This window comes from Pseudoclavibacter sp. AY1H1 (assembly GCF_002931055.1).
Lineage (GTDB): Bacteria > Actinomycetota > Actinomycetes > Actinomycetales > Microbacteriaceae > Pseudoclavibacter.
In genome coordinates this window covers 408,529-422,732 of record NZ_PSXX01000002.1, presented here as the reverse complement: position 1 = coordinate 422,732, position 14,204 = coordinate 408,529, and the positions used below count along the sequence as shown (strand labels likewise).

The window sequence follows — 14,204 nt, the reverse complement described above, 5'->3', positions numbered from 1 at the left end:
CGAATGCCTAAGCCCAACAAGGGTCCTCGCCTCGGAGGCGGCCCCGCACACGAGCGCCTCATGCTCGCTACGCTCGCGGCGCAGCTGTACACGCACAAGCGCATCCAGACGACCGAGACGAAGGCCAAGCGCCTCCGTCCGCTCGCTGAGCGCCTGATCACCTTCGCGAAGCGCGGAGACATCCACGCTCGCCGTCGCGTGCTGCAGATTGTCACCGACAAGACCGTCGTGCACGAGCTCTTCACGGAGATCGCGCCGCAGATGGAAGGTCGCGAAGGCGGGTACACCCGCATCATCAAGACCGGCTACCGCAAGGGCGACAACGCCCCCATGGCAGTCATCGAGCTCGTCCTCGAGCCCGTCACGCCGAAGGCATCCGCAGTGAAGACGGCTCCGGCCGCCGCACCTGCAGAGCCTGAGGTCGACGAGCCCGCGACCGACGAGGTCGACGCAGCCGCAGGCGACACGGAGGCTTCCGAGCCCACGTCCGACGGCGGAACGCAGCCTTCCGAGGCTGCAGACGCCGCTGAGTCGGACGCTGACGCGAAGGCCGACGACGCCAAGTAGTCGAAGCTGATCGTCGAAGCCCCCGAGCAATCATCGCGATTGCTCGGGGGCTCCGTCGTGTCGTCGATAAACCGGCTCGGGTGAGGGAGGATGGGCGCATGGGGCACGGACGAGGCAGCACACGGTTCCGTCTGGACATCGCCTACGACGGGTCCGCGTTCAGCGGGTGGGCGGCGCAGCCGGAACTGCGAACGGTGCAGGGCGCCCTCGAGGACGCCATCAGGCTCGTCGCACGAGAGCTTCCCGATGGTCCGCTGCTCACGGTCGCGGGCCGAACCGACGCTGGGGTCCACGCGACGGCGCAGGTCGCGCACCTCGACCTCGACGACCTCGGGGTCGAGAACGTCCGACGTCGGTCCAGCGACGAGGTGTCCGACATCCTGCTCCGTCGGGTGAACGGGGTCCTCGGTCGTGACAGCGACGTCGTCCTCGCGGCGGTGGCGCCTGCGCCGGAGGGGTTCGACGCTCGGTTCTCGGCGATCTCCCGGAGTTACGAGTTCCGCATCGCAGATCGCCGAACGCCTCCGAACCCCATCGAGCGGCACCGCACGGCCGTCGTCCCGCGAGAGCTCGACGCGGGCCTCATGCAGGTGGCCGCAGACAAGCTCATCGGCCTCCACGACTTCGCCGGCTTCTGCCGACCGCGCCCGAACTCCACGACGATCCGGACCCTGCAGCGCTTCGACTGGGTCCGCGACGAGCAGGGCGTCGTGGTCGCGAAGCTCGAAGCGGATGCCTTCTGCCACTCCATGGTCAGGTCCCTCGTCGGCATGTGCGCTGAGGTCGGTGCCGGGCGCATCCGGCTCTCGGACGTGCCTTCGCTGCTCCAGGCGACGGAGCGAAGCAGCGCCTTCCCCGTCCTGGCGGCGAAGGGGCTCACGCTCACGGGAGTGGGCTACCCGGCGGACGCTCATCTCCGTGAGCGCCAGGCCGTGACGCGGGCGCAGCGGCCCGCCCTCCGTCTGGTGGAGCCACTCACCTCGCCTGCGGGCATCGCTGACCGATCTACATCTCTCGACTGATTCCCAGGAATCCTCCGAGGGTCCAGACTGGGGTCATGGTCGACCTCATCAGCTACGCGGCGCTGGCCCTGCCTGTCGCCGTCTTCGCCGTGCTGAGCGTGGTCGGCAGGCTGTGGCCCCGAGCCATCGTGCCTGCGGCTTGGTCGGCTCTCGGGGTTGCAGTCCTCGTTCTGGCGTACGCGCTGCTCAGCATCCTGATGCCGGCACTGGACCCGACCGACCCCGACGTCTTCCTCGGCTCCTTCTTCTTCTCCGCGTCGCTCATCGCTGGGGGAGTTGGGACAATGCTCATGGTCGGCGTCTTCGGTGCGGCCGCCCGGTTCAGGACGGTTCGAGCGCGACGCCTCGCCGCTCCGTCGGTTTGAGATTGCGCCCAGGCGACCACTGACGTAAGCTACTCAAGTTGTCTGCACTCCGGTGTCGGCTTCGAAGTTGAGCCCTCGACGGTGACGTTCGTGGTGAGGCCTCCCCGGGAGAACCCTTCCCGGAGGCTCAACCGCAACCATCACGACCGAGTGGGATTCACGACCTCCTCATTTCGACGAAAGGTGCACATCCATGCGCACGTACACACCAAAGGGCGGTGACATCACCCATGACTGGGTGGTCATCGACGCGACTGATGTCGTTCTCGGCCGGCTCGCAACCCACGCGGCAGCTCTGCTCCGCGGCAAGCACAAGGCAACCTACGCTCAGCACGTTGACATGGGCGACTTCGTCGTCGTCATCAACGCAGAGAAGGTCGCGCTGACGGGCTCCAAGCTCCAGAAGAAGCTCGCCTACCGCCACTCGGGCTACCCGGGTGGACTGACGGCGACCTCCTACACGGAGATGCTCGAGAAGCACCCGACGCGCGCCGTCGAGAAGGCGATCCGCGGCATGCTCCCCAAGAACACGCTCGGACGCAACCAGCTCAAGAAGCTCAAGGTCTACGCAGGTGCAGAGCACCCGCACGCAGCCCAGCAGCCGAAGCCGTACGTCTTCGACCAGGTTGCCCAGTAGCGGCCCGAGCTAGGAAAGAGAACACAGTGGCAACCATCGCAGAGTCCATCGAGCAGCCGCAGAGCTACTCGACCGAAACCCCCGAGGCAGAGGCGGCCGTCCAGGCTCCTCGTCCGGCGCTCACCGTTCCCGGTGCAGCCGTCGGCCGTCGCAAGCAGGCAATCGCCCGCGTGCGCCTCATCCCGGGAACCGGCACCATCACGGTCAACGACCGTGACATCGCCGACTACTTCCCGAACAAGCTGCACCAGCAGCTGATCAACGACCCGTTCACGATCCTGAGCCTGGGTGGCGCATACGACGTCATCGCACGCATCTCGGGTGGCGGACCTTCCGGTCAGGCCGGCGCGCTCCGCCTCGGCATCGCACGCGCTCTCAACGAGATCGACCGCGAGAACAACCGCCCCGAGCTCAAGAAGGCTGGCTTCCTGTCACGCGACGCTCGCGTCAAGGAGCGCAAGAAGGCTGGACTCAAGAAGGCCCGTAAGGCGCCTCAGTACTCGAAGCGCTAAGTCCAGACATTTCGAATGCCTAGGCTTTTCGGAACGGACGGGGTTCGTGGGCTTGCGAACGACCACCTCACGGTCGAGCTCGCCCTCAGCCTCGCCCAGGCCGCTGCCATCGTGCTCGCGACATCAGCTCGCGAGCACGGGCGGCGGCCTCGTGCTGTTTTAGCCCGCGATCCGCGGGTTTCAGGTGAGTTCATCTCTGCTGCCGTGGCGGCGGGACTCGCCTCCTCTGGTGTCGACGTGCTCGACGCGGGAGTCATCCCGACGCCGGCCGCGGCGTTTCTCACCGCCGAGATCGGGGCCGACTTCGGCGTCATGATCTCGGCGTCCCACAATCCTGCGCCCGACAACGGCATCAAGTTCTTCGCTCGCGGCGGTCGCAAGCTCGCCGACGACCTCGAGAACCAGATCGAGGCGCTCCTCGGCGGGGAGAAGCTGACCCCGACGGGAGCTGGGGTCGGAAGCATCGAGCGTTTCGCCGATGCCGAAGACCGCTATGCCCTGCACCTGCTCCGCAGCCTGCCGCTCCGCGAAGACGGCACCTCGCCGCTGCGTGGACTCCACGTGGTCCTCGACTGCGCGCATGGTGCTGCTGCCGGCGTCTCGCCCGAGGTCTTCACCGACGCGGGCGCTCAAGTCACGGTCATCGGCAACGCGCCGAACGGACTCAACATCAATGAGGGTGTCGGATCGACGCACCTCGGCGAACTCGCTCGCACGGTCACGGAGCTCGGGGCGGACCTGGGCATCGCCCACGACGGAGACGCAGACAGGTGTCTTGCCATCGACGCCGACGGCAAGGTCGTCGACGGCGATCAGATCATGGCCATCCTGGCCGTCTCCATGCGTCGGCGCGGCGCGCTGCGCGAGGACACCCTCGTCGCCACCGTCATGTCGAACCTCGGCCTCAAGATCGCGATGCGCGAAGCCGGCATCCGCATGATCGAGACCAAGGTCGGTGACCGCTACGTCCTCGAGGAGCTCAACGAGCGAGGGCTCGCCCTCGGCGGGGAGCAGTCCGGACACGTCATCCTCACCGACTACGCCACGACGGGAGACGGCATCCTCACCGGTCTGCACATCGCGGCCGAGATGCGGCGAACCGGCAAGACGCTCGCCGAGCTCGCGTCCGTCATGCGCGTCTACCCGCAGGTGCTCATCAATGTGCCCGGCGTGCGCAAGGAGGATTGCGCGAGCGACGAGCCGCTCCAGGCTGCCGTCGCCCAGGTCGCCCTCGAACTCGGTGAGACCGGACGCGTCCTGCTCCGGCCATCCGGAACGGAGCCGCTCGTGCGCGTCATGATCGAGGCGGGGGAGCAGGAGACCGCACAGCGTCACGCGGAGGCCCTCGCCGCAGTCGTCCGCGAGCGGTTGGCCCTCTAAGGTCAGCGCTCCGCGAGGTCTCTGATCTCATGCCGCTCGGACCGAGTCTCAGAACGAGGTCCCGCTCCACCGTCATCTGGTGGAGCGGGACCTCTTTCTCGTTCTGCGGGACACCTCTTGCCCTGCCAGCTTCGAAGCGGCGAACCTCAGAGAGCCTCTCGGTCAGGGTTACCACCCGAGTGTGAGAAAGAAACAAGCGCCGAGGCAAAGTTTTGGTGACAATCTCGCATCTGGGGCTTCTCGCGTAGATAAGCTCAACACGCGGAAATCCCGCCACACCTAAGGAGCTCTCCATGATCGAACGCAAGATCACCGTCGCCTCGGAGCACGGACTTCACGCACGTCCCGCCGCGATCTTCGTGCAGGCTGCCACCGAAGCCGGCGTCCCGGTGACGATCGCCAAGGGCGACAAGAGCGTCAACGCGGCCAGCATCCTCGGCGTGCTCTCGCTTGGCGTGTCCAAGGGTGACGAGATCACCCTCTCCGTCGACGGCGACGAAGCTGTCGCCGACCAGCTCGTGACTCTCCTGGAGACCAATCACGACGCTTGAGCCGCCGCGCGCGCTCATGGCCGTTCGGCCAATTCTTGAAATCCGGGAACGGTCGCACTGACCCCACCCCTCCTATCCCCGCGCATGGGGATTGCTTGGAGCAATAATGACTGCAGAAGCCACAACGACTGAACGCAAGGGTGCCCGCGTCGGCGTCCAGAAGTTCGGTGCGTTCCTCTCCGGCATGGTCATGCCGAATATCCCGGCGTTCATCGCCTGGGGCCTCATCACCAGCCTCTTCATCGAGACCGGCTGGCTGAACGAGCTGTTCCCCGCCAACGGCCAGCTCTGGGGCACCCTCGGTGGCTGGGCGATCGACCCCGCGACCATCACCGACGAGACCCCGGATGGAACGACGTTCATGGGGCTCGTGAGCCCGATGATCACGTACCTCCTGCCTCTCCTCATCGCCTACCAGGGCGGCAAGATGGTCTACGACACGCGTGGTGGCGTCGTCGGTGCCATCGCGACCATGGGCGTCATCGTGGGCGCGGGCATCCCGATGTTCATCGGCGCCATGATCATGGGTCCGCTTGCAGCGTGGATCATGAAGAAGGTCGACAGCATCTGGGACGGCAAGATCCGTGCCGGCTTCGAGATGCTCGTCAACAACTTCTCGGCAGGCATCCTCGCGATGCTGCTCGCCCTCGGCGGGTTCTTCGCGATCGCCCCGGTCATCACGTGGCTCACGGAACGTCTCGGTGAGGGCGTCGACGCGCTGGTCAACGCAGGGCTCCTGCCCCTCGCGAGCATCCTCATCGAGCCCGCGAAGATCCTCTTCCTCAACAACGCGATCAACCAGGGAGTGCTCACGCCTCTCGGTGTCGCGCAGTCGGAGGAAGCCGGGAAGAGCATCCTGTTCCTCCTCGAGGCGAACCCGGGCCCCGGCCTCGGTCTGCTCCTCGCGTTCTGCTTCTTCGGCGTCGGCGTCGCTCGCGCGAGCGCGCCCGGCGCAGTCGTCATCCAGTTCCTCGGCGGCATCCACGAGATCTACTTCCCGTACGTGCTCGCCAAGCCCGCTCTGATCCTCGCCGTCATCGGTGGTGGCGCGACGGGTGTGCTCACCAACGTCATCTTCGACTCGGGCCTCGTCGCTCCGGCATCTCCCGGCTCGATCTTCGCGATCATGATCATGACCGCCCAGGGCAGCCACCTCGGTGTCATCCTGTCGGTCCTGTTCTCGGCGGCGGTCACGTTCGCGATCGCCGCGGCGATCCTGCTCAGCTCACGCAAGAAGGATCTCGCCGCAGAGGCCGCGGGTGGCAACGGCTTCGCCGATGCTGTCGCCAAGACCGAGGCCAACAAGGGGAAGAAGTCCGACGCGCTGTCGGGTCTCTCCTCGCAGGCCGCTGGCAGCTCCGTCGACACGAGGGTCATCACCAACGTCGTCTTCGCCTGCGATGCCGGTATGGGGTCGAGCGCGATGGGAGCGTCCGTCCTCCGCAACAAGATCAAGAAGGCAGGAATCGAGGGGGTCAACGTGAAGAACGTCTCGATCGCGAACCTCGACGCGACCCCCGACCTGATCGTCACCCACCAGGACCTCACCGACCGCGCGAAGCAGAAGTCTCCAGACGCCATCCACGTGTCCGTGGAAAACTTCATGAACAGCCCCAGGTATGACGAGGTCGTGGAACGGCTCTCCAACCAGTGAGTCGCACCTTCGACTGACCCAGGCCCCGAGCTGGATCATCCAGCTCGGGGCCTCCTATCGGAAGGAACGCAGAAAATGGCAGAAGTACTGAGCCTCGACAGCATCCGCCTCGGCGGAACCGCGCGCACGCGAGAAGAAGCCATCACGGAAGCGGGCGAGCTGCTCGTCGCGGCTGGCGCCGTGACGCAGGACTACATCCAGGCGATGCACGACCGCGAGCAGAGCGTCTCGACGTTCATGGGCAACTACCTCGCCATTCCGCACGGCACAAACGAGGCCAAGGACTCGATCCTCGGCTCCGCGCTCTCCGTCGTCCGGTACGACGAGCCCATCGACTGGGGCGGAAACGAGACCCGCTTCGTCATCGGCATCGCAGGCAAGGACGGGGGCCACCTCGAGATCCTCTCGAGCGTCGCGATCGTGTTCAGCGACGAGGACAACGTCGAGGCGCTCCTCAAGGCGGAGACGCCGGAAGAGCTGGCTCAGCTCCTCGGGGACGTGAACGAGGAATGAAGGCAGTCCACATCGGCGCGGGCAACATCGGTCGCGGCTTCATCGGGCTCGTCCTGCATGAAGCCGGGTACAACCTCGTCTACGCCGACGTCAACGCCGACCTCATCGGCGCGCTCCAGGCCGTCGACACCTACACGGTGCACGAGGTCGGGCCGGCAGCCAAGAGCCACGTCGTCGATCGCTTCAGGGCGATCAACTCGGCGACGCACGAGGACGAGGTCGTGCAGGAGATCGCCACTGCCGACGTCGTCACCTGCGCTGTCGGTCCGAACGTGCTCCGCTTCATCGCGCCCGTCATCCGCAAGGGCCTCGCGGCCCGCGCAGCTGACGCGCCGAAGCTGGCTGTCATGGCCTGCGAGAACGCGATCGGTGCCTCCGACACGCTCAAGGGGCTTGTCCTCGAGGGTGCCGAGGAGCTCGACGCCCGCGCGGTCTTCGCCAACACGGCAGTCGACCGTATCGTCCCAGAGCAGGCGGTCGAGGGCGTCGACGTCACCGTCGAGGACTTCTTCGAGTGGACGATCGACCGGACACCGTTCAACGGTGCCGAGCCGAGCATCCCGGATGCCCACTTCGTGGACGACCTGAAGCCGTTCATCGAGCGCAAGCTCTTCACGGTGAACACGGGCCACGCGACGATCGCGTACCACGGCTTCGTGGCGGGCGCGACGAACATGCAGGACGCGCTCGCCATCTCGGCGGTCGCGTCCGAGGTCGAGGCCGTGCTCGGTGAGACGAGTCGCGTGCTCGTGTCGCAGTTCGGGTTCTCGGAAGAGGACCACGCCGAGTACGTCGCCACGACGCTCTCGCGCTTCGCCAACCGCGACCTGCCGGACCAGCCCGCGCGCGTGGGCCGTCAGCCGTTGCGCAAGCTCTCCGCGAAGGAGCGCTTCGTGCGGCCCGCTTCGGAGGCCGAGGCCGCGGGACTCCCGTACGACGCGCTCGTGCGAGCGATCGGTGCGGCCCTCCGCTTCGACTTCCCGGCCGATCAGGAGAGCGTCGAGCTGCAGCAGAAGCTCTCGACGCTCGACGCGGAGACGTTCACGCGGGAGGTCACCGGCCTCGAGGGCGGCGCGCTCTTCGCGGCGGTCGTCGCCGAGGTCGCGCAGGCGCAGGCCGAACGCGTGGCAGCGTGATGCTCTGACAGCTCGCCTGTCGTGACGAAGCCTCTCCCGGGTTCACCCGGGAGAGGCTTCTTCAGGTTTTCTCGGCATTGCCGGGACTGACGGGTGGCAGCTGAGAGCACGGCGCGGCGCCAGCTGTGGCGGGGGAGGGGTGCACGGGCCCCCGGCCGCTCAGACCTTGCGGAGCAGGACGCTGCGGACCGTGTGGTCGCTCGACTTCCGCAGCACGAGCTGAGCCCGTGACCGAGTCGGCATGACGTTCTCGCGCAGGTTCGGGCCGTTGATGCGCGACCAGATGCTGCGGGCGTGCTCGATGGCCTCGTCCGTGCTCAGATCGGCGAAGCGACGGAAGTACGAGCGCGGGTTGGTGAACGCCCCTCGCTGCAGCGAAAGGAAGCGCTGCTCGTACCAGCGCGCGATGTCCTCTGATCGGGCGTCGACGTAGATGGAGAAGTCGAACATGTCGCTCACCGCCAGCGAGTGAGCGCGGGGCGGCTGGAGCACGTTGAGGCCCTCGACGATGAGGACGTCCGGGCGGTTGACGACGATCTCAGCATCCGGCACGATGTCGTAGCTCAGGTGCGAGTAGAACGGCGCTCGAGCCTCCGCCGCGCCGCTCTTGACCTTCGTGATGAATCGCAGGAGTGCACGCTGGTCGTACGACTCGGGGAAGCCCTTGCGCTCCATGAGCCCGCGTCGCTCGAGCTCGGCGTTCGGGTAGAGGAAGCCGTCCGTGGTGACGAGCTCGACCCGGGGTGTGTCCTCCCATCGTCGGAGGAGCTCGCGAAGCAGCCTCGACACGGTCGACTTGCCGACGGCGACCGAGCCGGCGACGCCGATGACGAAGGGGGTGGAGGCGCTGCGCTCGCCGAGGAAGCCGCTCGTCGCACGGTGCAGCGAGCGAGCGTTCGAGACGTACAGGTTGATGAGGCGGGAGAGCGGCACGTACACGTCGCGCACCTCGTCGAGGTCGAGGTGGTCGCCGAGTCCGCGCAGCCTGATGAGGTCCGATTCGTCGAGCGCCATCGGCGTCGACGGTGCGAGGTCGGCCCAGTCCTGGCGGAGGATCTCGACGAAGGGCGAGTCTCCTCCGCTGCGCGGAATCTGACCAGTTGCGGACATAGAAGGCGAGTCTAGTGCGGTGTCCGACCCCGCAAGAGCGGTGCCCCTAAGATGGCCCGTATGTGCGGAATTGTTGGTTACGTTGGTCCACGAGAGAGCCTTGACATCCTGATGGGCGGCCTCGCAAGACTCGAGTACCGGGGGTACGACTCCGCAGGTGTCGCGGTCATCGACGACGAGGGACGGATCGAGACCCGCAAGCGTGCGGGCAAGCTGAAGGTGCTGCGCGAAGACCTGGAGCGCAACGCGCTGCCGGACGGTCACACGGGCATCGGCCACACCAGGTGGGCGACGCATGGCGGTCCGACGGACGCGAATGCGCATCCGCACCTCGCAGATGACGGCAAGCTCGCCGTCATCCACAACGGCATCATCGAGAACTTCGCCGAGCTGAAGACCGAGCTCGTGGAGCTCGGCTACACCTTCGAGTCGGAGACCGACACCGAGGTCGCGGCCGTCATGATCGGCCACGTCTACCGCGAGGTGGGGAGCCTCGAGCAGGCGTTCCGCGCAGTGGTCCGCCGTCTCGATGGAGCCTTCACGCTCCTCGCAGTGCACGCCGATGAACCGGGCCTGATCGTCGGTGCGCGTCTGAACTCGCCGCTTGTCATCGGTCTCGGCGACGGAGAGAACTTCCTCGGCTCGGACGTGGCCGCGTTCGTCGAGTACACGCCCCGCGCGCTGGCCGTCGGCCAGGAGCAGATCGTGCTCGTGCGCCCTGACTCCGTGACCATCACGACGTTCGACGGAGAGCCCGCTACCGCAGAGGCCTTCGAGGTCTCGTGGGACGCGTCAGCTGCCGAGAAGGGCGGCTGGCCGAGCTTCATGGCCAAGGAGATCGACGAGGATCCCGAGGCCGTGGCGAACACGCTTCGCGGCCGGATCGTCGAGGGTCGCGTGCACCTTCCCGACCTCGACGCGCTCGGGGAGGACTTCTTCAACGACATCCACCGCATCATCATCGTCGCGTGCGGCACTGCCGCCTACTCGGCCCAGGTCGGTGCGTACGCCATGGAGAAGTGGGCACGCGTGCCCGTCCAGGTCGAGCTCGCGCACGAGTTCCGCTACCGCGACCCGGTGCTCGACTCCCGCACGCTGATCGTGTCGATGAGCCAGTCCGGCGAGACGATGGACACGCTCATGGCGGTCCGCTACGCGATGTCTCGCGGCGCGAAGACCCTCTCCATCTGCAACACGCAGGGAGCGACCATCCCGCGCGAGTCCGATGCGGTCGTCTACACGCACGCCGGGCCGGAGGTCGCTGTCGCGTCGACGAAGGCGTTCCTCGCCCAGATCACGGCCCTCTACCTGCTTGGCATCTACACGGCGACGATGCGCGGCACCATGGCGGCTGAGCGGCGCGAGGAGCTCCTGACCGAGTTCCAGACGATCCCGGAGAAGGTCCGCACGGTCCTCGGCGTCCGGGAGCGCATCCACGAGCTCGCGAACTGGATGGCGGACACCCGCTCTGTGCTGTACCTGGGTCGCAACGTGGGCTACCCGATCGCGCTCGAGGGTGCGCTCAAGCTCAAGGAGATCGCGTACATCCATGCGGAGGGCTTCGCCGCCGGCGAGCTCAAGCACGGCCCGATCGCGCTCATCGAGCCCGGCCAGCCGGTGTTCGTGATCGTGCCGAGCCCTCGCCACGACGACACGCTGCACCCGAAGATCGTGTCGAACATCCAGGAGATCCGCGCGCGCGGCGCCCGTGTGCTCGCGATCTGCGAGGTCGGCGACGCGGCCGTGCTGCCGTATGCGGACGAGGTCATCGCGGTTCCGCCGACGGAGCCCTTCTTCGAGCCGCTGCTCGCGGTCGTGCCGCTCCAGATCTTCGCGATCGAGCTCGCCACGGCGAAGGGGCTCGACGTGGATCAGCCTCGCAACCTGGCGAAGTCCGTCACCGTCGAGTAGCTGAGCGTGATCGTCGGTATCGGTGTCGACACGGTGGAGCTCGCGCGGTTCGCGCGGGCTCTGCAGCGTGCCCCGCGCCTCCGCGAGCGTCTCTTCGCGCCGGCGGAGCGCGACAGGTCGCTGGCGTCGCTCGGCGCTCGGTTCGCCGCTCGGGAGGCCGCGGTGAAGGCGCTCGGCGGCATCGGCTCGCTCAGCTTCCTCGACTTCGAGGTCGAGAGCGGGCCAGCTGGTCGCCCGGAGTTCGCCGTGACGCCCGCGCTGCGGGCGCACCTCGAGCTGGTGGGGGTCGATCACCTGCACCTCTCGCTGACACACGAGCGCACGACCGCGACGGCGTTTGTGATCGCCGAGCGTGCGGCAACGGCTGGGGCAGGCTCGTGAGCGGCGCTCGCGTCGATGTCGAGCTCGACGCGGTCCGGTCGAACGTCCGGGCGATCGCGGATCTCACGCGCACGCCGCTCCTCGCGGTCGTGAAGGCGAATGCGTACGGACACGGGGCGCCCGAGGTGGCTCGTGCCGCGCTCGAGGGAGGTGCCGTGCGCCTCGGCGTCGTCGACCTCCGGGAGGCCCTCGCGCTCCGGGAGGCGGGCATCACCGCGCCGATCCTCGCGTGGATGCACGGGGCTCGCACCGACTGGCTCGCCGCGCTGGATGCGGAGATCGAGCTCGGCATCTCCTCGCTCGCGCAGCTCGAGCTCGTCGATATCGGACTGGGTCGTCTCGAGCACTCCGAGCGCTGCGTGGTCCTGCACCTCAAGCTCGACACGGGCCTCGGGCGCAATGGGATCAGCCCGGCGGAGTGGGAGTCGGCGTTCACGAAGGCGGCGGAGCTCGAGGGGCGTGGGCTCATCCGCCTCGAGGGATTGTTCAGCCATCTGGCTGGTGCGGGTCCTGACGCCGATCGTGCGCAGCTGGCTTCGTTCGAGCGTGCGCTCGAGCTCGCGGCTCGGCGTGGACTGACCCCGTCGGTGCGTCACCTCGCCGCGACGGCCGGTTCGATGTCGCTGCCGGAGGCGCGCTTCGATCTCGTGCGCCTCGGAGTCTCCCTGTACGGCCTCTCGCCGTTCTCCGCCGACACGGATTGCCCGGTCGAGTTGAGGCCCGCCCTGTCGCTGAGCGCCCCGATCTTCGAGGATCAGCGCGGCTTCAGGGTCGACCTCGGGCACGCTGCGGGTCTGCCGCCGATCGAGCCTGGCTCGCTGGAGCTCGCGGACGACACCGGTGCTCGCTGGAATGTCGTCGCCCTCGACACCCTCGAGCTGCGAGTCGAACCGCTCGAGGGAACCGTGTCGGCGTCCGCACGCCTGGACCGCAGCGACGAGCCGCCTCGGCTGCTGGTCATCGACGCCGCACGCTCGGCGAGTGCGGACGCCTGGGCCTCGGCCGCCGGGACCATCAACTACGAGGTCGTCACTCGGCTGAGCTCCCGCATCCCGCGCCGCTCCTCGGGCGCGAGCTCTCCCGTCGAGCCTCACCGGGCGGCTGCGGTCGCCCCGGACGAGTCGGCGGCGCTCGCGCTCGCGCCCCGCCGCGAGCTCTGGGTCGACGTGGACCTGCTGCAGGCCCGCATGGGCGAACGGGCACGCGACCTCGCGGCGGCGCTGGGGAACGGCATGGGTGCGCGGCACGCGGCCAGGCTCTTCAGCGTCGACGTCTCCGCCGACGCGTACGGACTCGGTGGTGCTCTCGTCGCCGGTCTGGCACTCGAGCACGGCCTGCTGCCGCTCGTCGCGGCGAATGCGGACCTCGCGCACGTCGGGCAGGCGGCACGGCCGAGCACGCTCGTCGACCACGAGCGGACCAGGGATCCTGGCAGCCGTGGAATCTACGGCTTCGACGAGCCGAGCGCGCCGCTTCCCGTCGCGCTCACGACGGAGCTCGTGCACGTGAAACGGGTGACGGCCGGCCACGGCGTCTCCTACGGCTACGACTGGGTGGCTGAGGAATCGACGACGCTCGGGCTCGTGCCCCTCGGCTACGCCGACGCCATCCCGCGCAGGGTCGCGGGGCGGGGTGAGGTTGTCGTCGGCGGCCAGCGTCGGCCGATCGTCGGCCGGGTCGCCATGGATCAGGTGGTCATCGACCTGCAGGACCAGGAGGCGTGGATCGGCATGCCGGTCTCGGTGTTCGGGCCCGAACCGGGCGATATCCACCTGCAGGAGTGGGCATCCTGGTCAGCAGTGTCACCGCAGGCGTTCGTGGCTGCGCTCGGGCCGCGCGTCGTGCGTCGGGAACGACGCGATGAGGAAAGGGCGGATGGGTGTGGGCACTGACCTGACTCCGAGCATCACGGTGGAGCTCGCGACCGCGGAGGACATGGTCCGCGCGGGAGAGCTCATCGGCGGGCTCCTGCTCGCGGGCGATGTGCTCGTGCTGACGGGGCCGTTGGGTGCGGGCAAGACGACGTTCGCGCGGGGTCTCGGGAGTGCGCTCGACGTGCGGGGTCCGGTCACGAGTCCGACGTTCGTGCTGGCGCGCACGCATCCTTCCCTCGGAGCGGGGCCCGAGCTCATCCACGTGGATGCGTACCGTCTCGGCGATCCGGCCGAGCTCGATGATCTCGGTCTCGATCTGGCAGCCAGCGTCACCGTCGTCGAGTGGGGGCGCGAAGCGGTTCCGCTGATCACCGACCGCTGGCTGGAGATCACGATCGACCGTTCCGCGGCATCCCCGCCGCTCGAGCCCGGGGTCGTCGAGGGGCCCGGTGGTGTCGACTGGAGCGACGAAGAGCCGTTGGACCCGCGCCGCGTCACGCTCACGGTCGCGGGCACGTGGGATCGCCCGGTAGCCGCCGCTCTCGTGGACGCGCTGCGGACCGAGTTCGGCGCAGCCCCCGCGTAGAATCA

The 14,204-nt window shown here is 67.8% G+C and carries 15 protein-coding genes; 14 read left to right on the top strand and 1 reads right to left on the bottom strand.

The window, feature by feature from the left end:
- Positions 1–3: 3 nt before the first annotated feature.
- From rplQ to C5E05_RS06300, 10 genes are all read left to right on the top strand, one after another.
- The gene (gene rplQ / locus C5E05_RS06340; RefSeq protein WP_104242645.1) at positions 4–567 is read left to right on the top strand and encodes a 50S ribosomal protein L17; all 564 of its coding nucleotides are present in this window, start codon (positions 4–6) and stop codon (positions 565–567) included.
- Between the two features lie 98 nt (positions 568–665).
- On the top strand, positions 666–1,589 hold the full coding sequence (locus C5E05_RS06335; protein WP_104341435.1) for a tRNA pseudouridine(38-40) synthase TruA: 924 nt from the start codon (positions 666–668) through the stop codon (positions 1,587–1,589).
- A gap of 35 nt (positions 1,590–1,624) precedes the next feature.
- Positions 1,625–1,954: a hypothetical protein gene (locus C5E05_RS06330; protein WP_104242641.1), complete on the top strand. Its 330-nt coding sequence runs from the start codon at positions 1,625–1,627 to the stop codon at positions 1,952–1,954.
- Between the two features lie 193 nt (positions 1,955–2,147).
- A complete protein-coding gene (gene rplM / locus C5E05_RS06325; RefSeq protein ID WP_104242639.1) occupies positions 2,148–2,591 on the top strand; it encodes a 50S ribosomal protein L13 in 444 nt (147 codons plus the stop codon).
- 26 nt (positions 2,592–2,617) lie between these two features.
- The gene (gene rpsI, locus C5E05_RS06320; protein WP_104242637.1) at positions 2,618–3,103 is read left to right on the top strand and encodes a 30S ribosomal protein S9; all 486 of its coding nucleotides are present in this window, start codon (positions 2,618–2,620) and stop codon (positions 3,101–3,103) included.
- Between the two features lie 15 nt (positions 3,104–3,118).
- Positions 3,119–4,483: a phosphoglucosamine mutase gene (glmM, locus tag C5E05_RS06315; protein ID WP_104242635.1), complete on the top strand. Its 1,365-nt coding sequence runs from the start codon at positions 3,119–3,121 to the stop codon at positions 4,481–4,483.
- Between the two features lie 293 nt (positions 4,484–4,776).
- A complete protein-coding gene (locus tag C5E05_RS06310) occupies positions 4,777–5,034 on the top strand; it encodes an HPr family phosphocarrier protein (protein WP_104242633.1) in 258 nt (85 codons plus the stop codon).
- Positions 5,035–5,140: 106 nt separating this feature from the next.
- Complete coding sequence (locus C5E05_RS06305) at positions 5,141–6,688, top strand: PTS mannitol transporter subunit IICB (RefSeq protein ID WP_181059423.1); 1,548 nt, start codon at positions 5,141–5,143, stop codon at positions 6,686–6,688.
- A 75-nt stretch (positions 6,689–6,763) separates the two neighbouring features.
- On the top strand, positions 6,764–7,201 hold the full coding sequence (locus C5E05_RS20075) for a PTS sugar transporter subunit IIA (RefSeq protein WP_181059421.1): 438 nt from the start codon (positions 6,764–6,766) through the stop codon (positions 7,199–7,201).
- Positions 7,198–8,337, top strand: coding sequence for a mannitol-1-phosphate 5-dehydrogenase (locus C5E05_RS06300; RefSeq protein WP_104341434.1), 1,140 nt, complete (start codon positions 7,198–7,200; stop codon positions 8,335–8,337). Before C5E05_RS20075 ends, C5E05_RS06300 begins: the two co-directional genes overlap by 4 nt.
- A gap of 159 nt (positions 8,338–8,496) precedes the next feature.
- Here the strand turns inward: C5E05_RS06300 and coaA are convergent, their stop codons facing one another.
- The gene (coaA, locus tag C5E05_RS06295) at positions 8,497–9,447 is read right to left on the bottom strand and encodes a type I pantothenate kinase (RefSeq protein ID WP_104242628.1); all 951 of its coding nucleotides are present in this window, start codon (positions 9,445–9,447) and stop codon (positions 8,497–8,499) included.
- A gap of 60 nt (positions 9,448–9,507) precedes the next feature.
- Between coaA and glmS the strand changes: the two genes are divergently transcribed.
- From glmS to tsaE, 4 genes are read left to right on the top strand one after another with little or no spacing between them, the layout of a single operon-like run.
- Positions 9,508–11,358, top strand: coding sequence for a glutamine--fructose-6-phosphate transaminase (isomerizing) (gene glmS / locus C5E05_RS06290; RefSeq protein WP_104242626.1), 1,851 nt, complete (start codon positions 9,508–9,510; stop codon positions 11,356–11,358).
- Between the two features lie 6 nt (positions 11,359–11,364).
- The gene (locus C5E05_RS06285) at positions 11,365–11,739 is read left to right on the top strand and encodes a holo-ACP synthase (RefSeq protein WP_104242624.1); all 375 of its coding nucleotides are present in this window, start codon (positions 11,365–11,367) and stop codon (positions 11,737–11,739) included.
- Positions 11,736–13,631, top strand: a complete 1,896-nt coding sequence (locus C5E05_RS06280) for an alanine racemase (RefSeq protein ID WP_104341433.1) — start codon at positions 11,736–11,738, stop codon at positions 13,629–13,631. The genes C5E05_RS06285 and C5E05_RS06280 overlap by 4 nt, the downstream gene beginning before the upstream one ends.
- Positions 13,615–14,199 carry a tRNA (adenosine(37)-N6)-threonylcarbamoyltransferase complex ATPase subunit type 1 TsaE gene (gene tsaE, locus C5E05_RS06275; protein ID WP_104242620.1) on the top strand — a complete coding sequence of 195 codons (585 nt, stop codon included), beginning with the start codon at positions 13,615–13,617 and terminating at the stop codon, positions 14,197–14,199. Before C5E05_RS06280 ends, tsaE begins: the two co-directional genes overlap by 17 nt.
- Positions 14,200–14,204 lie beyond the last annotated feature (5 nt).